16 protein-coding genes are annotated in these 23418 nt (G+C 30.2%); 13 read left to right on the top strand and 3 right to left on the bottom strand.

Annotated features, from left to right (window positions below; all coding sequences use genetic code 11):
* Positions 1 to 33: 33 nt before the first annotated feature.
* Both IPM32_06570 and IPM32_06565 read left to right on the top strand, forming a co-directional pair.
* Positions 34 to 462, top strand: a complete 429-nt coding sequence (locus IPM32_06570) for a hypothetical protein (GenBank protein MBK8944925.1) — start codon at positions 34 to 36, stop codon at positions 460 to 462.
* A 102-nt stretch (positions 463 to 564) separates the two neighbouring features.
* Complete coding sequence (locus tag IPM32_06565; GenBank protein MBK8944924.1) at positions 565 to 2682, top strand: pullulanase; 2118 nt, start codon at positions 565 to 567, stop codon at positions 2680 to 2682.
* A 26-nt stretch (positions 2683 to 2708) separates the two neighbouring features.
* On the opposite strand, the gene IPM32_06560 is transcribed toward IPM32_06565, so the two are convergent.
* Positions 2709 to 6053 carry a PAS domain S-box protein gene (locus IPM32_06560; GenBank protein MBK8944923.1) on the bottom strand — a complete coding sequence of 1115 codons (3345 nt, stop codon included), beginning with the start codon at positions 6051 to 6053 and terminating at the stop codon, positions 2709 to 2711.
* 300 nt (positions 6054 to 6353) lie between these two features.
* On the opposite strand from IPM32_06560, the gene pckA reads away from it, so the two are divergent.
* Positions 6354 to 7958, top strand: coding sequence for a phosphoenolpyruvate carboxykinase (ATP) (gene pckA / locus IPM32_06555; GenBank protein MBK8944922.1), 1605 nt, complete (start codon positions 6354 to 6356; stop codon positions 7956 to 7958).
* Positions 7959 to 8117: 159 nt separating this feature from the next.
* Here pckA and IPM32_06550 read toward each other — a convergent pair whose 3' ends face one another.
* Positions 8118 to 8891, bottom strand: coding sequence for an SDR family NAD(P)-dependent oxidoreductase (locus IPM32_06550; GenBank protein ID MBK8944921.1), 774 nt, complete (start codon positions 8889 to 8891; stop codon positions 8118 to 8120).
* A gap of 168 nt (positions 8892 to 9059) precedes the next feature.
* Between IPM32_06550 and bglX the strand changes: the two genes are divergently transcribed.
* The 10 genes from bglX (at position 9060) to IPM32_06500 (ending at position 22715) form a co-directional block, all read left to right on the top strand.
* On the top strand, positions 9060 to 11315 hold the full coding sequence (gene bglX, locus IPM32_06545; protein MBK8944920.1) for a beta-glucosidase BglX: 2256 nt from the start codon (positions 9060 to 9062) through the stop codon (positions 11313 to 11315).
* A 372-nt stretch (positions 11316 to 11687) separates the two neighbouring features.
* Entirely contained in the window at positions 11688 to 13499 is a 1812-nt protein-coding gene (locus tag IPM32_06540) for a tail fiber domain-containing protein (protein MBK8944919.1), read from the top strand.
* A 449-nt stretch (positions 13500 to 13948) separates the two neighbouring features.
* On the top strand, positions 13949 to 14839 hold the full coding sequence (locus IPM32_06535; protein MBK8944918.1) for a hypothetical protein: 891 nt from the start codon (positions 13949 to 13951) through the stop codon (positions 14837 to 14839).
* Between the two features lie 370 nt (positions 14840 to 15209).
* Positions 15210 to 15671: a hypothetical protein gene (locus IPM32_06530; GenBank protein MBK8944917.1), complete on the top strand. Its 462-nt coding sequence runs from the start codon at positions 15210 to 15212 to the stop codon at positions 15669 to 15671.
* Positions 15672 to 15699: 28 nt separating this feature from the next.
* Entirely contained in the window at positions 15700 to 16833 is a 1134-nt protein-coding gene (locus tag IPM32_06525; protein MBK8944916.1) for a T9SS type A sorting domain-containing protein, read from the top strand.
* A 17-nt stretch (positions 16834 to 16850) separates the two neighbouring features.
* A complete protein-coding gene (locus tag IPM32_06520; GenBank protein MBK8944915.1) occupies positions 16851 to 17021 on the top strand; it encodes a hypothetical protein in 171 nt (56 codons plus the stop codon).
* Positions 17022 to 17173: 152 nt separating this feature from the next.
* On the top strand, positions 17174 to 20017 hold the full coding sequence (locus IPM32_06515; protein ID MBK8944914.1) for a hypothetical protein: 2844 nt from the start codon (positions 17174 to 17176) through the stop codon (positions 20015 to 20017).
* Positions 20018 to 20669: 652 nt separating this feature from the next.
* Positions 20670 to 20855, top strand: a complete 186-nt coding sequence (locus IPM32_06510) for a hypothetical protein (GenBank protein MBK8944913.1) — start codon at positions 20670 to 20672, stop codon at positions 20853 to 20855.
* 195 nt (positions 20856 to 21050) lie between these two features.
* The gene (locus IPM32_06505; GenBank protein ID MBK8944912.1) at positions 21051 to 22112 is read left to right on the top strand and encodes a PorV/PorQ family protein; all 1062 of its coding nucleotides are present in this window, start codon (positions 21051 to 21053) and stop codon (positions 22110 to 22112) included.
* Positions 22113 to 22160: 48 nt separating this feature from the next.
* Entirely contained in the window at positions 22161 to 22715 is a 555-nt protein-coding gene (locus tag IPM32_06500) for a hypothetical protein (GenBank protein MBK8944911.1), read from the top strand.
* A 100-nt stretch (positions 22716 to 22815) separates the two neighbouring features.
* Here the strand turns inward: IPM32_06500 and IPM32_06495 are convergent, their stop codons facing one another.
* Positions 22816 to 23412 (bottom strand): TetR/AcrR family transcriptional regulator, encoded by a 597-nt coding sequence (locus IPM32_06495; GenBank protein MBK8944910.1) that lies wholly within the window; start codon positions 23410 to 23412, stop codon positions 22816 to 22818.
* Positions 23413 to 23418: the final 6 nt, after the last annotated feature.

Below are 23418 nucleotides of genomic sequence, written 5' to 3'. Positions count from 1 at the left end.
TTATTTTAAATAAAAATTTTGTTAGAGGTAATTATGAAAACGTTATTATTGCTCTTAATAATATTTGTAATTCTTGCTTCATGCAGAGATACGGTAACAAATCCAACAAATGAAGAAATAAAAGAGGAAAGTTTTTATCCAAACTCACTACAAGTACATAGTCCTTTGGACACAGATAAATGGGAGCAAAATAATACTTACAAAATTAAATGGGCTATAACTGATAATCTTGACTATGTTAAAATCGATTTAATTAGAAAGTTTAATAAAGTTATGACAATTGCAGAATCAACAGAAAATGACGGCATTTTTGAATGGAAAATTCCATCAAATTTATCAGGTTCACATCACTACAGAATTCAAATTTTACATGTAAACAATAATGCATATTATAGAAATAGTGCAGAATTTGAAATTACCCCGCTTTCTACTTCATCAGAAAATATTGATACTCGCTACTAAAAAAATAAAATTGTAACTTTTTTTCCCTTAACAAACTTTACAAAATCTTGTAAGGTTTGTTACTTTTATTTAATTTGCAAATAATTTAATACGATAATGTCTATGAAAGCGCAATTAAAAATATTTGCCTTTACAGCAATTATTCTTCTTATTCCAAAAATAAATACAGAGGGTTGTAAGTTGTATATTTCAGAAAATAGAGAATTTATAAATTCAGATACATCAAAGCATAAATATTCGCATCATCAAATTAATTCATTGTATTCAAATAAAGAATTGGGTTCTATTGTTTCGGAAAATCAAACAACATTTAGAATTTTTGCTCCAAATGCAGAACAAGTTATTTTAAAAATATTTGAAAAAGTTGATGACACAAATTCTTTAGATTATAAAATGACAAAAGACGAAAACGGTGTTTGGGAATTTAATGTTGAACAAAATTTGAAAAATAAATTTTATGCTTACCAAGTTTTTTCTGAGAGTGAAATTGAAAATAAAAATATTCCACCTTTGTGTGTTGATCCATATGCAAAAGCTGTTGCAACTTTTAGCGATTATTTAAATCCAAGAAAATCAATTGTTTACAATGAAAATTATGATTGGGAAGATGATACTTGGATTCAGAGAGATTGGAGAGAATTAATTATTTACGAAATGCATGTTAGAGATTTAACTTCTCACAAATCTTCCGGATCTAATTTCCCCGGAACATATAAAGGTTTAGTTGAAGAAAAAATTACAGGCGGAATTAATTATATAAAATCTCTTGGTGTAAATACTGTTGAACTTTTGCCATCTCAAGAATATGGTTATTGTGAAATTCCTTTTAAGGATTCTTTAGCGGGAAAGTATAATACTTGGAATCCGTATGAAAGAAATCATTGGGGTTACATGACATCCAACTTTTTTGCACCCGCATCATATTATGCAGAAAATATTGGAGTTTTAACAAGGGGTAAATGGCTTGGTGTAAATGGAGAACAAGTCAAACAATTCAAAGATATGGTTAAAGCTTTCCATAAAAATAAAATTGCAGTAATTATGGATGTGGTTTATAATCATTTATCTGAATATGAAATTGGAAATTTGAAGGAAATTGATAAACAATATTATTTCAGACTTGATGAAAAAGGAAATTATATTGCAGAAAGTTATTGCGGTAATGATCTAAAAACCGAAAGACCAATGCTCAGAAGACTAATTGTTGAAAGCATAATTTATTGGATGAAAGAATATCATATTGATGGATTTAGATTTGATTTAGGGAAATTAATTGACTGGGAAACTATAGAATCGATAATTAGAGAAGCTAGAAAAATAAATCCGGACGTCGTATTTGTCTGTGAACCTTGGGGCGGTGGTTATGATCCAATGGGATTTTCTTTACGCGAATGGGGAAGCTGGAATGATCAAATTAGAAATGGTGTAAAAGGTGAAAACCCATTTAATGGTTTAGGATGGATTTTTGGTAAATGGTACGGAAATAATAATATTGATAGAATTAAAAGTTATGTGCGTGGAACTTTAATTAATGAAGAACATGGTTTGTTTCAAGAACCGGAACACTCCGTAAATTATTTGGAATCTCATGATGGATATACACTTGGCGATTTTATCAGATTGGGTTTGGGAAAAATTAGAAAAGATGAAGTAATTACAAATATTAATAAAAATGTTCATCTCTCTCATGAAGAATTACAACTACATAAATTGGCTGCGTTATTTTTGTTTACTTCGCAAGGTATAACAATGATTCACGAAGGCCAAGAATTTGGCAGATCAAAAGTTATTGAGTTAGATGAAAATATTGAAGATGTTGAAGCCGGAACAATTGATCACAATACTTATAACAAAGATAACAACACAAATTACATAAATTTTGTTCATGCAGAATTGAATAAAGAACTTCTCAATTATTATAAAGGTTTGATAAAACTCAGAAAATTTCACAAGGTTTTTAGCAAAGCTGATTACGATGATTATTCCTTCCAAAATTTTAAGAAAAATGAATTTGCTTTAGCTTACCAAGTAAAATTTAACAATAAGCATTACATAGTAATTTTTAATGCTGATAGAAATCAAGAATTAAAATTTGATCTTCCTTCTGGTTGGTGGGAAGTTTTAGCAGATGAAAATTTTGTTCTGCCGGATATTATTAAATCAATTTCCGGATCAATAGTTTTAAATCCCTCTACGGGAATAGTTTTAAAACAAAAATAGTTTTGAAAGTTTTTTACAGTTTAAGATTATTTTACTCCAAGAATAAAAGTATCTAAAATTGATTTTAGCAGTTTTATTTCGATAGGTTTTGTTTGTATACCGTCAACACCAATATTTCTGCACTTATCAAATTCTTCTTTACTTATTTTTCTTGTTAACACAAAGTATGTTGGAATGTATCTTGGGGAATTGTTATTTAACAATTTATAAAAATCACTTGAGTTAATTCCGTTAATATTGCTTTCAGAAATAACCAACATCGGCATTTTATCATTTATAATTTTTTTTGCTTCTTCAAAATTTGATGCAGTATAAACTAAAATTCCGTCTGTTAAACTTTCAATTAATTTTGAGTAAATAACTCTTTCAGTTTGTTTATCATCAATTAATAAAATTGATGGTGTTGAAATAGGAATTGTAAAAATAAATTCTGTTCCCACATTTACTTCACTTTTTACATAAATTTTTCCGTTATGTTTTTCAACAATTTCTTTTACCAAACTTAATCCAAGTCCGGTTCCCCGCTCGCCTTCCGTACCTAAAGTTGAGTGTTTTTCTTCAACTAGAAAAAGTTTTTTAATATCTTCTTGCTCAATTCCAACACCGGAATCTTTAACAATGAATTCAACTTTCTGCTGATCATCTAATTTTCTTGCAGAAATATTTATACTTCCGCCTTTTTCAGTAAACTTTATTGAGTTTGAAACAAGATTATTAAAAACTTGTGTTAAAATTCCTTCATCTGCTTGAACAAAAATATTCTCATCAACTTTTACATTTACGGAAATATTTTTTTGTGCAGCAAATCCAGTTAAAATTTCTGTGGTTTTTCTAACCAAATAATTTGCATTAACCGTTGTTGGTTTTATAACTAATCTTCCGGTTTGTAATCTTGTCCAATCAAGCAAACTATTTATTAAATCCAAAGTATGAATTGATGCGTTTGTGATATATCCAAAATATTCTTTCATTTCTTCAACTGTTAGATCTGTTTGGGTAAATCCTAATTCAGCAAATCCAACTATTGATGTAAAGGGAGCTTTTAGATCATGAGAAATTATTGATATGAATTTATCTTTCGTATTATTAAGTTTTTCAAGTTCAGAAATTTTCTTGTTAAGTTCTTCTTTACTTAAAACCGATTCAGTTATGTTATCAATTATTCCAATAAAATTTTCAAATAAATTTTCTTTTGATTTAATTTTTTTTATTCTGTTGCTGATCCAAACAATTATTCCGGATTTTGAAATTATTCTGTATTCTAATCGAAGATTTTCTTTGTCATCATTAATGAAATTTGTAAATGCTAAATCAAAGTTTTCAAAATCGTCCGGATGAACAATATCTTTCCACAAATCTTTGTTAATTGCAAAATCATATTTTTTGTAACCGGTAATTTTTTCAATTGATTCCGTGAATGAATCAATAATAATTTCGCTATTCTCTAAATGCCCTTTCCAAAAAACTTGATCAAAATTTGCAAATTCGTTTGAATATTTTTTTGATTCTTCAAACTTCTCTTTAAGTTTCAAAGATTCCGAATCAATGCTTAATACAACAATATTTTTTTCTTTGTTGATATAAATTTTTTCGAATCTTACTTCAATTTCTTTTCCATCTTCCGTAATAATTGGAATAAGATTTTCATGATGTTTTTGTTTTTCATCAATTATAAATTTCTCAAATTCTTCTTTAAAGTTAGGATTTATAATTTTCGAAATTCCATTGTTAAGCAAATACAATTTGGAACCAATTAATTCTTCAAATGTTTTGTTTAACTCAATAATGAAATTATGTTTTAGTACAGCAATTGCTCCCGGAAAATTTTCTAATAATGTTTCGGAAATTTCAGAATCAAGCTGTTTGCCATAATCAATAACGGAAAGGTAAATTGTAAAATATTTTAAATTCGTTCCGGAAAGCGAAATGTTTGTATTTGATTTTATATCTAACATTTTACCAAGTTTAGTAATCATTGGTAAATGTTCAAAAGATTTTTTATAAACCGCAGTTGAAAAATCACTTAAATCATTTTCTAATCTGTAACTTCTATCTACTAAATCAAGAAAAGCAATTCCTCTAATTTCATCAAGTTCGTAACCAAAAATATTACAAAATTTTTCATTTGCAAAAAGTATTGTGCCGTAAGGATTTGCTTGAAGAATCATTTCATAGGATTTTAAAACTGTTTCTCTAAAGAAATTATTTTCTTCCTCTTTTGCATAATTTAATTTTTGAAGCTGAACATTTACTTTATCGCAATAAAATAATAATTCACTAAATCTATTCGTTTTGTGAAGTTTAACTTTTGTTTTTGCTGCGAATTCTGTTCCGTTAATTAAATGCTTCAACTCGCCTTCCCAGCTGCCTAAAGTTATAAGTTCACTTCTTAATTTGTCAAAATTATTTTTATTCAACTCGGGAAAAATTTCTTCCAAAAATTGATCAACAACATCATCATTTTTCTTGATGAAAAGTAGTTCTGCGTTGTTTGACCAATATGTAATTATTCCATTTAAATTAGTTTTGAAAAATGCTTCTGAGCCAGCTGAAGTAAATGTTTTATAAATTTGTAGTTCTTTAGCGTTACTCAAATATTCTGCCGTATCATTATTTAAATAATTTTTTTCTTTGAATAAAAATAATAGCGAAATCACATCGCCCTTGTTGTTATTAAGCGGAACAATGACCGTTTTATAAGTAAATGTTTCAATATCCGAATAAAAAATCAATTCAAAATTTTGGTTGGAATTTTCTGCAATTGCTCTTTCAATAAATTTCTTAATTATTATGTTTTGCTCATTATTAAAAATACTTTCAATTGTATTTCCAGAGGAATTAATATTTTCACTGCAAGTATCATTGCTATCCGTTCTTAAAATAATTTTTCCTGATAAATCCGCAATTAAATAACACGAACAAATATTCCTTAATAATTGCGAAATTGAATATTGATTTGAAACATCAAAATTATTTTCAGAATTAATATTTACTTTTTGAAATAAAAGTAATCCGCCTTTAAAATTATTTTCTTCTATAAAAGAAATTCCTTTTATAAAAATTTTTTCTGATGAATTTTGAATATTGGTTAATTCATTAATTTCTTCTTCAAAATTATTTCCGCTTTTCAATCCCAAAATTTTATTTAACGGAAGAATTGATGAAAGAAAATAATGAGAGAAAATATTTGCATCTTTATCAATTTGAATATCTTTATTCTGACAAATTATTTTCTGCGCAATAGAATTTATTGAAATAACATTCCACTTTTCACTTATGAAAATAGCACCAACCGGTAAAACTTCAAATAAATTATGAAGATTAATATTTGCCCGCTCAATAAATTTTTCTATTTCGGAATTACTTTGCATACACTTTAATGCTAATTTAACTTATAAATAAATATATTAAACAATAATAAAGGGATGATAGTTTAAATAGATGTGATAAAAAACACATGGCTATTTTTCAAATTTTATGGATATGTAATATTATGCAAAAATAATCGAATTAATTATGATATAAGTCAGAAGTGTCTTTTTTTCATTGCTCTATTATACAAATTTTAATAATTTTACATCCGAAAATAATTTATAATCGTCAAAGGTTTTTTTTTAATTCCTCATTATTAAAAACCAACCATTTCCTAAAATTCACATGGAGAAAACTATATGAGTGGTATAGATTTAAATAAGTACGGCATAACGAGCACAAAACAAATATTTTATAATCTTTCGTTCGATGAACTTTTCGATCACGAAACAAATCCGAATCTTCAAGGTTATGAAAAAGCATATTTAACTGAACTTGGTGCAGTAAATGTAATGACCGGAGTTTTTACCGGACGCTCGCCAAAAGATAAATATATTGTAAAGGATGAAACAACAAAAGACACAATTTGGTGGACATCCGATAAAGCAAAAAATGATAACAAACCAATAACCACTGAGGTTTGGTATGATTTGAAAAAAACCGTAACTGATCAACTTTCCAATAAAGATTTATATGTAGTAGATGCTTTCTGCGGCGCAAATGAAGATTCCAGATTAAAAGTTCGCTTTATTATGGAAGTTGCTTGGCAAGCACATTTTGTAACAAATATGTTTATAAGACCAACCGAAGAAGAGTTAAAAAATTTCGGAGAACCGGATTTTGTTATTATGAACGGATCTAAAACATCAAATGCAAAATGGCAAGAACACAAACTAAATTCCGAAGTCTTCACAGTATTTAATTTAACTGAGAAAATGCAAGTAATTGGTGGAACTTGGTACGGCGGTGAAATGAAAAAAGGAATGTTCGCAATGATGAATTATTATTTACCATTGCGTGGAATTTCATCAATGCATTGTTCCGCAAATAAAGGAAAAGAAGGCGATGTTGCAATTTTCTTTGGTCTTTCCGGAACCGGAAAAACAACACTTTCTACGGATCCAAAAAGAGAATTAATTGGCGATGATGAACATGGTTGGGATGATGATGGAGTTTTCAATTTTGAAGGAGGCTGTTACGCAAAAACAATTAATTTGGATATCGAATCCGAGCCCGATATTTACGCAGCAATTAAAAGAGATGCTTTGTTGGAAAATGTTACAGTAGATGAAAATGGAAAAATAGATTTTAATGATGGCTCTGTTACAAATAATACGCGAGTTTCTTACCCAATTTATCATATTAACAATATTGTAAAACCGATTTCCAAAGCGGGACATGCAACAAAAGTAATATTCTTAACTGCTGATGCTTATGGAGTTATGCCTCCAGTTTCTAAATTAAGCCCAGATCAGACCAAATATCACTTTTTATCTGGATTTACGGCAAAATTAGCCGGAACTGAAAGAGGAGTTACTTCACCTCAGCCAACATTTTCTGCATGTTTTGGAAAAGCATTTTTAAGTTTACATCCAACAAAATATGGGGAAGAATTAGTTAAAAAAATGGAAAAACACGGATCTGAGGCTTATTTGGTTAATACTGGTTGGAATGGAAGCGGAAAAAGAATTTCTATAAAAGATACAAGAGCAATTATTGATGCAATTCTTGATGGTTCAATTGAGAAATCCGAAACTAAACAAATTCCAATTTTTAATTTTACCGTTCCAACATTTTTACATGATGTTGATCCAAAAATTCTTGATCCAAGAGATACTTATGCAAATCCGCAAGATTGGGAAAATAAAGCAAAAGAATTAGCCGGATTATTTATAAAGAATTTTGAACAGTATACTGATAACGAAGAAGGAAAGAACTTAGTAGCTGCCGGTCCGCAATTATAATTTTGCTAATCTTACAAAAAGATGCGATTTCAAATCGCATCTTTTGTTTTAATAAATCTTTAAGTTTTTTATTTATTTTCGTTTCGGCTTCTCAAGTTTTTTGTCTTTCTTTTCTTATTTTACTTTTCGTTTTTGACTTTTACCTTTTAACTTTTTTACTCACTCAGTTCGATGGAAAACAATTGCACTAGCTTGTTGTGTGGGCATCATAATAATTTCTGCAATGTTTGCATGAGCTGGACGAGTTGCGCAAAATAATACAGCTTCTGCAACATCTTCCGCAACTAACGGAATAATTCCTTTATACATATTTTTAGCTTTTTCTTTATCGCCAAAAAAACGAATATTGCTAAAATTTGTTTCAACCGCTCCCGGATCAACTGTGCTGACTCTAATATTTTTATCAACAACATCCATTCTTAATGATTTTGTTATTCCATTTACGGCATGTTTTGTTGCACAATAAACGTGACCTTTTGGATATGCTTCATGTCCCGCAGTTGAGCCAATATTTATTACATGTCCGCTTTTTCTTTCAACCATTCCCGGTACAATAGAACGAGTTACATAAAGCAATCCTTTAATATTTGTGTCAATCATAGCTTCCCAATTATTAATATCATCCTCATAAATTTTTGCCATTCCTTGTGCTAAGCCCGCATTATTTACAAGAATATCAATTTTTTTCCATTCATTTGGAAGTGAATTTATTGTCCATTCAACTTCCTTTTTATTTTTCACATCAAGTTTGTGAGCAAAAACCTCAACTTTATAATTTGTTCTAATTTCATCGGCAACTTTTTCTATAATGTTTGCCCTTCTTGCAGAAATTATAAGTTTTGCTCCTTGTTCTGCAAATGCAAATGCACAGGCTTTACCAATTCCGGAAGAAGCTCCGGTTATAAATACAATTTTATTTTTCAACATTTTCATTTCAATTCCTTTATAAAAATATTAACAATAATTTCTTATTATTATAATAACTATTTATTACAAAAATGATAAGAAAATTTTTACATCTCGCTAAATTTTTCGTTTTTTATTTCAAATTAAAAGATATTCTTATGGTATAAATGTTGATTTTAAATAATAAATTAAATTATGGAGAACTTAAAATTGAAAAAATTATTCGCATTGTTTTATATTCTTTTTGCCACAACCATTGTTTTTGGTCAAATTTACAAAGACCCAAAAGCAAATATTGAGGATAGAATAAATGATTTATTAAGTAAAATGACTTTGGAAGAAAAAATTGGACAAATGCAGCAAAATACTTTGTGGGCTTTTAATAATGAAATTTTGGAAGATACAAAAAAAGGAAATTCCGGTTCATTTTTAAATGCCGGAGGAATTGCCGAAAGAACAAAACTTCAAAAAGCCGCAATGGAATCACGTTTGGGAATTCCTTTAATTTTCGGTAGAGATGTAATTCATGGATTTAAAACAATGCTGCCAATTCCTTTAGGACAAGCTGCATCATGGAATCCGGAACTTGTTGAAAAAGGCGCAAAAATGGCTGCGCGAGAAGCTGCCGAAGATTTTATTCACTGGACATTTGCACCAATGCTTGATATTTCCCGCGATCCTCGCTGGGGAAGAATTGCCGAATCTTGCGGAGAAGATCCATTATTAGCAAGCAAAATGGGCGTTGCAATGGTTAAAGGATTTCAAGGAAATGATATTAGTAACCCAAACTCAATTGCAGCTTGCGCAAAACATTATGTGGGTTACGGTGCCGCAGAAGGAGGAAAAGATTATAACACAACTTTAATTCCAGAAAGAGAACTTCGCGATATTTATCTTAGACCATTTCAATCTGTAGTTAACGAAGGTGTTGCAACTTTAATGAGCGCATTTAATGATTTAAATGGCGTTCCAACATCCGGAAATAGTTTTACGTTAAAAACCGTTTTGAGAGATGAATGGAAATTTGACGGATTTGTTGTTAGCGATTGGGGTTCAATCGATGAATTAATTCCGCACGGATTTGCAAAAGACGGTTCCGAAGCAGCAATGAAAGCCGCAAACGCCGGTGTAAATATGGAAATGGTTTCCAAAAATTATATATCAAATCTTAAGAAACATGTTGAAAACGGTGATGTTGATGTAAAATGGATTGATGAAATGGTTAAAGGGATTTTACGTATCAAATTTAGAATGGGACTTTTTGAACAACCGTTTATTAAAGTTTCAGAAAATCTTACAACATTAAGTGACGCAAATAAAGAAATTGCAAAACAAATCAGCACTGAAAGTATTGTACTACTTCAAAATGAAAATAATTTTTTACCATTGGATAAAAATAAAATTACAAAACTTGCTATAATCGGACCATTAGCAGATGCGCCTTGGGATCAATTAGGATGTTGGACAGTAGACGGAAAACCAGAAAATACAATTACTCCGCTTACAGCAATTAAAAACGAAACTGGAAATTCTATAGAAATAAATTATTGCAAAGGTTTGGAAACTGCTCGAAGTAATTCAACAGAACATTTTGCAAAATCTGTAGAAATGGTAAATAAATCAGATGCAGTACTTTTGTTTTTGGGAGAAGATCAGAATCTATCCGGAGAAACACACTCTCGAGCGTTTATAAATTTACCTGGTGCTCAAGTTGAACTTGTTAAAGAATTAGCCAAAACCGGAAAACCTTTGGTTTTAGTAATTATGGCGGGAAGATCTTTAACTTTTGGAGAATTAACCGGTGATGTAAAATCTATTATTTATGCTTGGCATCCCGGAACAATGGGCGGACCTGCTTTGGCAGATATTATTTTTGGAAAAGTTTCACCATCCGGAAAATTGCCTATTTCCATGCCCAGAACAATCGGACAAATTCCACTTTACTATAATCACAAAAATACCGGAAGACCTCCGGCACCAAATCAATTAGGTAGAACTTTGGGAACTCCGGAAAATCCCGAAGGTTTTGCAAGTTATTATTTGGATGTTGATTTTACTCCAGCTTATTATTTTGGTTATGGATTGAGTTATGCAAAATTTGAATATTCAGATTTAAAACTTTCCTCGGATAAAATTGGAATGAACGATAAATTGGAAATTTCTGTAATTGTTAAAAACATCGGAAATATTGATGCAAAAGAAACAGTGCAGCTTTATGTTAGAGATTTGTTTGGTAGTGTAACACGACCGGTAAAAGAATTAAAAGGATTTGAAAAACTTTCCTTAAAACCGGGTGAAGTAAAAAATGTAAAATTCACAATTTCTGCAGAAGATTTGAAATTTCATGATATAAATATGAATTACGTTGCCGAACCAGGAGCTTTTGATTTGTTCGTCGGAAGTTCCGCGAATGATAATGATTTATTAAAATCCAAATTTACTCTGGAATAAAAATTTCCTTTACTGCCTTCTATGCCTCCAAAGTTTTAGCGAATTTTTAAAAGACTTTGGAGGTTTTTATTTACTAATGATAAAAAAAAAGTATAAAGATGTATTTTTAGATCATTTAATTTCAAAAAATTTACAAATATTTACATGCCTAATATCAAATACAAATTGTTCTGAGTTTATTTCTGTGATTTAATGTTTTTATTTTTTTTCGTTTTCACGTTTCTCACTTCGCTAATTTTCATTTATAACTTGTAATTTTCTTTTAGTGTTTCATATCACAAATAATAATTATTTAACTTATAAAATGTTGCAAATTAAGAAAATATATTTTAGCTTTATAAAAATGACAATTTATCCTATTTTGGGGGAGGAATGAATAACTTAAAATTATCTTCTATTCTTTTACTATTATTCCTTTTTTTCTTATCAACTTCAAAAGCACAAGAATTAAAAAACAGCGAGCAAAAAACTTCAGATGATAAATCCAGAACGATTGAAAAAGTTAATGAAACTACCCTAACCGGAGATAAAATTATTTTTAAAGACGGAGCTACCTCAATTTTAGAAATTGAAAATGAAGGAAATACAAGTTCAATTATGTTCCCTAATGCCGGAGCTATTACTCCTTCAAGTACAGCAAATAAATTATATAATAATAACGGTAATTTATATTGGGGAACAAATCAACTTGGTTTAGCCGACGGTGGTGTTTCTGCAATTGACGATTTATCTGATGCTATAACAAATTCTACAAGTATTTATTTGGGAAGTGGTTCCGGTGCAAGTCTTACAAACGGCTTTCGAAATATTGCAATTGGTATTGAAGCATTAAATTTAAATGAAGGTGGGAGCTGGAATACAGCCGTTGGTGATCAAACATTAAAAAATAACAAATCTGATGATAATACAGCAATTGGCAGCGAAGCTCTTAAAGACAATACTACAGGAAATCCCAATACAGCAATTGGAAGGATAGCTCTTTGGAAAAATACAATTGGCTCAGCTAACACGGCAATTGGTAAAGCAGCTCTTAGTGAAAATACAAATGGAAGTAACAATGTTTCAATTGGTGTTGATGCTCTATTTTACAATAATGGTGATAAAAATGTCGCTATTGGCAGAGGTGCTTTAGGTCAGTTAAGTTCGGCAACTACATTCAATGGCAATATTGCAATAGGTTATAGTGCCGGTTATAATGAAACGGGAAGCAATAAACTTTATATTGAAAATTCTGCTTCTCCAGACCCTTTGATTTACGGAGATTTTACCGATGGCAGTGAAATGGTTAAAATAAATGGTGATTTATATTCTGTAGGAAGAGCCTTTGGTGGAAATTTTTTATCTAGTAGCACAAATGGAGTTGGAGTGAAAGGAATTGCAACTGCTACCGGAAATCCAACAAACTATGGCGGTTATTTTACTTCTGCAAGCGATTTTGGAAGGGCTGTATATGGTGAAGCTTTAGCTACAGATTATATTCTTGGGGTTAACATTGGAGGCTATTTTACTTCTGCTGGTTATGGGGGAATTGGTGTTTATGGTTCAGCTACAAAAACTGGTGCGGATATAAATAATATTGGAGGAAAATTTGAAGCTAGTGGAGACTTGGGAATTGGTATACATGCAAGTGCGCCATCTACCGGTTGGGCCGGTTATTTTAACGGTAATGGTTTCATTTCTAATAAAGTATTTATTGGAACTATACCTCAAACTCCTCAGAGCTCATTACATATAAAACAACAAAGTGGAGTAAAAGCTATAAGAATGGAATATGATTCAGATACAGATTTTTGGGATACTTATATAGACAGTGCTAATGATTATAATTTCGATTTTAATGGCGTACTTAGAGCTTATATTCAAGATGGAACTGGCTCGTTTATAATATCTTCAGACGAAAGATTAAAGAATAGTATTAGTGAAATAAATGGTGTTTTGAACAATGTTTTAAGTCTAAAACCTAAACGCTATTCTTATAAAAATGACCAAAGTAATAAAGAACAAATAGGATTTATTGCTCAAGATGTTGAAGAACTTTTCCCTGAAGCTGTTAGTGAAAAAGATGGATATAAAGGAATTAATTATGCAGTATTTGGAGTTCTTGCAATTGAGGCTATAAAAGAACAACAATCCCTTATAGAAAATTTAACAAAAAGAATTGAAGATTTGGAAAGCAGAAAATAAAAAACAGAATACAGAATTAAGAATTAAGCTTGCCCGCCGTGGCGGGAATAAAGAATGCAAAAGTAAAAAATAGATTCCGGATAATTTTCCAGTTACAACAATCGTGTTAGAAATTTCCGGAATGACAAAATGTAAAATAATATGTGTCTTTTTGGTTTGCGATATTGTTTTATTGAATTTTAGAAACCTCCGAGGTTTAGTAACAGAATTGGTTTGAAAACCTCGGAGGTTTTAGGATTTCGGAATCTAAAAACAGATTGCTTTGTAAAAACAATCCCAAGAATGATGAATTTAATTTTTTTACTTTTTTTAGTTTCTCTTTTTCGTTTTATGTCTTACGTTTACACTTTTTTCATAATTACTACCCATATAGGTAGTTGATTAACCAGAATTTATTTGGTTTATTTAAATAAACGACAATGTGACTTATTTAAACTCTTGAGGTGAATATGAAAATTATCTATACAATAATTTTATTTTTGTGGATAACTGTTTTGGTAAATGCTCAAATAGATATAGAAATAAACAACAACATGCTCGTGGAAACTTCCGGGGGATTGTTTATAGAAGTTTCAGGGGATGTTGTTGAAAATGGAACAGGTTATTTAAAAGGTGTGGTTTCTTCAGGAAGCAGAACAAACGAAACTGAATTTGCGGGTTTAACTTTAGGAAACGGTTTTACCGGAACAATTAAAAGAACTACAGGAACTGCGCTTTCCACCGCTCCAAAATCCTTTTTGAGAAGTTTTAATTTTAATAATACCGGTTCTGCTTTAAATACAACTGTTCAATCGGAATTTGTTTCTACTGGTTCTAACGATGAAAAAAATGGAATTACAACCCCTTTTATTTATAAAAAAGTCGGTACAAATTTGTCAGGATACAATAATACTTCTTCAACACCGAATACAATTATTAGTGCTGCAAATGTAAATATTCCAACCGGAATTTCTGATATTACAATTGCGGAAGGTATTGGGGTTGCCGCAAGAGTATTTTTGCAAGGACCATATACTAGTAACGCAATGTCACCTTCAATAAATTCAATAATTCTGGATGTTTCACCTTATTCCGAAGATCCGAGAACTGCCCAAAATATTCCGGCAAATGCAGTAGATTGGGTTTTAGTAAGTTTAAGAAGTTCAACTTCCCCATTTGGAGTTTTAGCTTCGCGTTCTGCTTTTGTTAATAGCGATGGTTATATAATTGATGATTTAGGAAATTTACATACCGGAGTTCCGGCAGCAGTAGATGGAAGTTATAACATTTCTATTAAACACAGAAATCATTTGCAAATTATGACAAGTTCACCTGAAATTTTGGATTGGGAAAGTAATTAAAAATTTTGGGAGTATGAATTAAAGTAGTTAGGAGTATGTTTTTAGAAGTTAAAAAAAGTTTGTTTTTATAATTTTTTAATAACCGTTCTTTGTAAACACGGAATTTAATAAAGATGTGATCTTTATAAAAGATTCCATCTTTTTAAGATTTGATATAAAACACATTTATTGGTAATAAAATAACTTATTTTAATACAAGTTGTCTTATTAGAGTGTGATAAAGTTCACATTCGTAATTTTAATGTAAAAAAAGATTTAAAATTGTTTCAAAACTTTACAAATTTTTATCTACTTTCTAATTAAACAATGATTAAAGTCACAATGTTAAAATTTTAATAATATATATTTGAGAACATCCAAAGAGGAGGATATGAAAAATCAAATTATACTTGTTGTCTTTTTTCTTGTTTCGGTTTGTGTACTAAATGCTCAAACAAGCAAGAAAATTACAGAAAGTTCCCCCGCTGAAAAAACAGAAATTGTTAACAAACAAAATGCAGAAATTTCTAGTAAAGTTGGCGGAATAAACTCACCGCAAGCTACAAATGTTGCGACTTATGATTTTACAGTTTCAGGTGCTGCTTATGTAAATCCCAATATTACGACTCCACCAATGAAAGAAGTTGCACCGAATGTTTTTGCAATGTGGAATGGAGATGCAAATAATGATGGAAGTATTACAAATGCAGATAAAGCACCTATAAATAGTGCCAAAGTGTTTGAAGGATATCATGTAGGAGATTTAAATTGGGATGGAAGTGTAACAAATGCAGATAAAGCCGTTGTCAACAATAATAAACCTACAACACCACAAACACATGTTCCAAATTAAAAATTGAATTATTCACTGGAGAAATAAAATGAAAAAAATATTTATACTCGTTATTATCGCAATACAAATAAACCTTGGTCAAAATACCGCAACTTTTGATTTAGAGAATGGAAGAGTTCAGGCTGGACTTTATAAATTTGATGTTTCCATAACCAGAACTTCAAATTGGGGCGCAAACTTTTTTTCTAATTTTCTAAAAGGTGGTAGTGCGAGATTTACTTTTAGCTGGACTGGGTTCTCCTCAACACCGATACCAGTAATTGATGCAAAAGGGCCTTTTTTCAATAACGCTGATTATAGTATTACTGCATCTATTGTTTCAAATCAAATTAACGTTGAAACTAATTGGACTTATAATGGTAACAGCCTAGCACTTGTTGAAGGTCAGAAGTATTTACTATTTACAGTTCGTATACCAATAAATAATTTTGCAGCTAATGCTGGAATTAGTTGGGTTCCTGCTAGCACTGCTTTTTTTCAAGGAGATGATGAAAATATTATTGCAACTTTAAACGGAAATTTGGATTCCTCACCTCTCCCCGTAGAACTTTCATCATTTTCTGTTAATGCTGTTGAAGGTGTAAAAGCTCAATTAAATTGGGAAACTGCTACAGAAGTAAATAATTACGGCTTTGAAATTGAAAGAAGCATAGTAAAAAGTGAAAACGTAAACGTTAAAAGTGAAAATGTTTTAGCATCAGAAGAAACAGAAACTTGGGAAAAAGTTGGTTTTGTTGAAGGACACGGTAATAGCAATTCACCAAAAATTTATTCATTTACAGATAAAAATTTAACCGGCGGAAGTAAATTTATGTACCGCTTAAAACAAATTGATATTGATGGAACTTTCGATTACTCTGAAGCTGTAGAAATTGAAGTTTTACCTACTAAATATGAACTTATGCAAAATTATCCGAATCCTTTTAACCCAAATACAAATATTAAATTTTCTTTGCCGGAAGATGCAAAAGTGAGCATCAATATTTATAATGTTTTAGGTGAAAAAGTTGCATCAATATTAAATGAAGATTTGAAAGCAGGTTTCCATCAAGTTGATTTTAATGCTTTCTCATCAGGATATCAATTAGCAAGCGGAATTTATTTGTATTCAATTGAATCAAAAAATTTCAAACAAGTTAAAAAAATGATGTTAATGAAATAAAAATTGAGGATACAAAAATGGAATTTACAAATATATACCCGGAAAATTACCTTAAAGAAGATTTTGTTGCACAAACAGATGAATATTTAAATGTTCTTGAAATTCAAAAAAAGAAAGAACTTTATTTAAAAATTGGTATGGGAACTGTTTATGTTCTTTTACTTTTCATTTCTGTTATTGTAGTCTAAAGAATGGTTATTTATTAAAAAACCTGCTTTTCTGCAGGTTTTTTTATACACAAATAAGACTAGATGGATTATTAATTAAATTGGTCATTTAGTATTCCAACTTTTCTACATATAACTTTTTAATTCACACAAAAAAACTATTTTGAGGTTTCATGAAAACATTTTACAATTTAAGATTTCATTTTTTATATTTAATAATAATACATTCTGTCTCAATTATTGCACAACCAGTTCAACCGAATTTATTAAATATACCAGCAACACTGCCGCAATCATCAAATTCCAGACCATTAGGTATAGAACCAAATGAAAAATGGGATTCGGTACCAGAAGATATTCGTAATAAAAATTCTTTTAAACGTTTAGAATGGTTTTACAGAACAAGAGAAAATAATGAAGGTGTTTTCCCTAAAAATTTTATTCAACAACAGAAGATAGAAGAATTAAGCAAAATTAAAACATTTGTTCAAAAAGGCAATAAAATTCAAACAACCTCAGATATGTGGACGAATATTGGTCCAAAAGCAATAGATATGACATCATCAACATATGTTGATAATCTTGGTAATATTCATCCCTTTATTCAACAGTGGGGAAAAGTAAGCGGCAGAGTAAGAGGTGTTGCAGTTCACCCAACTGATCCAAATACTGTATATATTGGCGCTGCTGCAGGTGGAATTTGGAAAACTGTTAATGGTGGAAATAATTGGACAGACATGAGCGGTGATTTAAATCTTCTCACTTTTGGTGCAATTGCAATTGATCCCAACAATCCGAACATAGTTTATGCAGGAAGTGGTGAATCAATGGCTGGAAATAATGATGTTACTTTTGAAGGAGATGGACTTTATAAATCAACAGACGGAGGCGTTAGTTGGACGAAATTAACAAACGGAATTGGCACTCAAACTCAATTTGGAGATATTGCGGTAAGTCCACATAATTCTAACATCATTTTAGCAGCCTTAGGTTCAGGTAATTGGCATAATCAACTTCCAACCAATGAAGGTGTATGGAGAAGCAGCGATGCAGGCGCTACATGGACTAGAGTAATAAATCTTAGAGATGCATTTGATGTACAATTCCATCCATTAAACTTAAATATTGCCTATGCTGGAATTGGGGGAAACAATTCCAGTGGGGGATTTTTAATTTCAAATGATGCTGGAGCAACATGGACTCAAAGTAATACTGGTTTACCGGCAGCAAATTTAATCCGTAGAATTCAGTTTTCACAATCACCATCAACACCGGCAACAATTTATGCTTTATTGAATAATGGTGTTAATTTCGCAAGCGGACATAGAACAGTTGCTTATAAGTCAATAGATGGGGGAGTTAATTGGACACAAATTTCTGCGGGTGTTAATATTGCAGGATCTTATGATGGGACTAAAGTTGATGATCAAGGTTGGTATGATTTATGTTTAGATGTAAATCCGTCAAATTCTGATAATGTATTTTTTGGTAACGTTGAAATTAGTAAAACTATTGATGGTACTAATATTTCTTTTTTACGTAATTCTCCCCCCATTTTTACAACTGCAGGAGCTTGGGATGCTCCAATGCATGTAGATATACACAAAATTGTTTACGCTCAATCAAATTCAGATATTATTTATGTCGGCTGCGATGGTGGGATTTACAAATCAACAGATGGCGGAGCTACATTTAACCATATAAATAATAATATTAATACCATTCAATTTTATAATATTGCATCTGATCCAAATAATGCAAATATCATTTTTGGCGGAGCACAAGATAATGGAAATTTTAGCACAAGTGATAGAGGTGCAACTGATTGGGAATTTGAAACAAGCGGTGATGGAATGCATTGCTTCGTTGACTATAACAATTCAAATAATATATTTATGAGTACACAACGAGGATATTTAATGAGAAGCATTGATGGTGGCACAACTTGGCTTGGAATGGTTGGAAGTGATAATACAAATGCATGGGTTGCACCATTTTGGCAACATCCATCAAATTCGGCTGTTATTTATGCGGGTTGGCAAGATAGAATAATTCGATCAGTCGATAGTGGAGCAACTTGGTATTATTTGTCTGGAACTATAACATCAAATGCTCTAACTTCAATAGCTCATTCTTCTGTAAATACTAATAAGTTAATGGCTGTTGCAAGCTATTTGGATGCAACACCGGATGTTTATATTTCATCTAATGAAGCAATAAATTGGACAACAATCACAGGCAATTTAGCTGCTTCTGGTTTTTCTCCTACAAGTATTCAGAGAGCAATTGCTGATCCATTAGATGAAAACACTTTTTATTTATGCAGAGTTTCTTATGGTGTTGGACAAGTTTTAAAAACAACAGATTTTGGAACTACTTGGACAGATATTAGCGGAAATCTGCCTAAAATTGCACACAATGATTTATTTGTTGATCCAGCAGATACAAACCATTTATATGTTGCCAATGATTTTGGAGTTTACTGGTCAAACGACGGCGGAACTGATTGGCATAAATTAAGTAATGGTTTGCCATTTGTCCCGGTTTTAGATTTTGATTTTTATGTAAACGGAGCAACACGCTTGTTAAGAGCAGCATCTCATGGAAGAGGTGTGTTTGAAATGCAAATTGATTCTCCGCTTGAAAAAATTTATGTGGACTTAAGAGTTTTTATTGAAGGAGCTTATAGTGGTACAAATATGAATTCTAATTTTACTATCCCATCATCACAACCGTTTAATACAGACCCTTGGAATTATACAGAAAATATTACAGCAAATATTGAAAATGATATAGTAGATTGGGTATTAGTTGAATTACGCACTGGGGCTTCTCCTTCAACTGCAACAACAATAATTAAACAAAAAGCTGGTTTACTCAAAAACAATGGGACTATAGTAGATGCTGACGGATTTACGAATTTAAATTTTGATGTTGCCGCAGGTGATTACTTTATTGTTATATACCATAGGAATCACTTACCTATAATGTCACCCACAGCTATTACTTTTGAATAGTTTTTACTAAATTATAATGTTACTATGATAAATATTCAATTCGTTAAAGTAACATTATAAATAACTTCTTTATCATAGGTTGAAATTTCAAATTAATTTTTGAAAATTATATTATTAAAGAATATAAATCTTATTACATATAACTATTTAAATATTTTAGAATTTCAGAAAAAAATAAATTTTATGGTGGGAAAGAGCATTTAAAATATTGTTTTTTTTAATGAAAATATTTCTATTAAATATTTAAGGTTACATATTTACTAAAATATTTTTTTTTGGATTTTAAACAAGAAAACTACATCAATTGATTACTTCGTAAAAAAGACATTTCATATTTAATGTGATTTATATCACAAATTAAAATTAATTTACAAAAAACATAGAAGATGGACTATATAGCAATAAGTTAATAAATATGTTAAACTTTCCCCCTTAAAACTATGAACCTTGATAATAAAATTGAAGAAAGTCAATTATCAGAAAAAGAACTGAAAGAACTTATGTTCAATAAAAAGAGATTTAGAAATCAAAATCTGATGCTAATTGCAATTTATGTTGTTTTAATTGTTTTATCTCTTTTTATTATTTAATAATTGTGGCAAAAGTAATTAACATTGGTGATTTTAAAAACTTAAAGTCAAATGAGAATTTTATGGCTGAAAGAATTTTTACCGAAGATCTTTTTAAAGAAAAACATGATGTTATGGAAAATGAGTCCGATAAGGAAAAAGTTAAAATTGTTAAAATTTCCGAAACAGATAAAACTAAAACTTATATAAGTTTTGGACTAATTATTCTGTATGTAATTATCGGATTAATGGCAATATTGCTTGTTTGAAAATTCTTAACTTGATATTTCCACACAAAGATTTTCCTCAAATTTTACAATTTTCGTAAAGTGAATTAAATAATTTTCATTTATTTGATGAATTGTTTAATTTCATACGCAAATATTTGACCTTGATTTTAACATAATATTTCTGTTTTTTCACTTAATTATTCCGATAATATTTAACATTTTATAAAGAATTTTATGCTTAAACAATTATATACAGTAACCTTTGTAATTTTAACCGCTTTAACAAGTTTATTTGCACAAACTGAAATTGGTAAATATTCAGGTGAGTTTTTATCACTTGGTGTTGGCGGAAGAGCTTTGGGAATGGGCGGCGCAAGTGTTGCCGTTGCAAGCGATATTACAGCCGGATACTGGAATCCCGCCGGTTTAGCTCACATGAATTATCCGCAAATTTCTTTAATGCATGAAGAGCACTTTGGAAGTCTCGTAAATTATAATTACGCCGCTGTTGCAATTCCTTACGGAAAAGATATGAGTTTTGGAATCAGTGCAATCCGTTTAAGCATTGATGGAATTTACGATACTAGAAATGCCGGTGTTGATAAAGTTACTGGCGAAGTGATAAATTTTAATGATCCCAATTGGCAATTGCTACATCCAAATTGGGGTTTGGATAGAACAAAAATTACTGAGTTCAGCAATACAGATTGGGCTTTCTTCTTAACTTTTGCAAAAAGACATTCTAATAAATTTTATTGGGGCGCAAATGTAAAATTTATTAGAAGAGATATTGCAGAATTTGCCGCAACGGGAATTGGCTTTGATGTTGGCGCAGTTTATATGCCTTATGAAAATTTTTCTCTCGGCGCAAATTTTATGGATGCAACAACAACCTTACTTGCTTGGGATACCGGTAGAAACGAACTAATTTCTCCTACTTTAAAAATTGGAACCGCATATAAGTTTGATTTTCTAGGAGGAGCAATAACTCCCGCTTTAGATTTTGATCTTAGATTTGAAAACCGCCAAACTGCTTCCATATTTAGTTTAGGTCCGGTAAGTTTTGATCCGAGAATTGGAATGGAATATAATTTCAAAAATATTGTTGCGTTACGCGGTGGTTATAACGATGTAAAACAATTTACAATTGGAGCCGGAGTAAAACTTCCCAAATTAAATATTGATTACACATTTGCAACTTTTAACGAATCAAAAATTAATAGTCTTCCGGAAACACACCGAATTTCTTTAATTCTCACAATTGAAGAACCGAAATTTTTAAGAAAATCTGAATAGTTTAGAAATTTTGATAAAATCATTTTTAAGAAATTCTTAACTTTGGATATGAAAAAATATCTTTTTACTATTCTGATAATTATAATTTCTTCATGTTCAAGTTCAGATGAAATTACAAAAGTTGAAATTCCCGATGAACTTGATGAAAATATTGCCGTTTCACAATCAAAAAATATTTCGGTAAATATTCCAGTACAATGGAAAAATATTTCTGATAATTCAGAAACCGTTTTTGATATTTGGCTTGTTAGTCCGGAGAACAATGCAGCTATCGGATTTATTCCGCAAACAATAAATGAAGATATTGATGAAGAGGATAAAATAAAACTTCTCTCAAAATTTAATTTAGAAAGTTTGAAAACAAAAAACGCTGAGATTAATTCTAACGAAACTTTTACTTTAATTGAAATTGATGATTTTCTTGCTAATCCCCTTTTTTATAAAATTGATGGAAAAAGTTATAATTCGATTATTTTCGGAAAAGATAAAATTTATTATAAATCTTTAGCTTATTTTGGGAATAATTTTAACCCGACAGAAGATGAAATTGAAGAACTAATAGAATTGCATGAATTGGTAATTTCATCTGCAAAGTTTAAATAGAAAAATCTATTACAAATCATTCTAAGATTTTGGTTTTTAAATTCAATTTGATTTTTTCCTTTTGATTTTTCACTTTTAAATTTTCAACGTTTTTACATTTTCACTTTTTCACCGCTTCCCAAATAAATTCTGAATGTAATTCCAATTCTGTTTTAAAATTGTAAAATTGATTTGCGGAATTAATTTTCTTTAACTCAATTAAAAAAAGCGGACTTAAAAATTGGATACTCAAAAGTTCTAAATCAATATTTTTAAGAAATTTATGATTTATCATTTCCTTAAAAATAAAAGAACACAATTTTCTGAAATCACTTAAATAATTATCAATAGTATAAAAATTCACCTCGGAATTTATACTGTTTAAATTAAGTAAAATTTTTATGAACATTCGTTCATTCGCAGAATCCCAAAAATTTATAATATTTTGAGAAAGTAATAGGAAAAATTTCTGTGGTTTTGATATTTGATTAATTAGTGAGTCGGTAAGAATTATTGAGCCAAAATTCCTATTGCTGAAATTTTTAACAATTTCGGAAAGTATTTCTTCTTTTGATTTGAAATGATTATAAATTGCACTTTCTCTAATATTTACTGCTTTTGCAATTTCTCTAATTGATGCGCCGTGGTAACTTTTTTCCGAAAAGAGTTTTAAAGATACTTCAAGAATTTGTGATTTTGTATTAACAGCTGTTTCCATCATAAC

Source organism: Ignavibacteriota bacterium (assembly GCA_016716225.1).
Lineage (GTDB): Bacteria > Bacteroidota > Ignavibacteria > Ignavibacteriales > Melioribacteraceae.
This window is presented reverse-complemented; position numbering and strand designations above follow the sequence as displayed.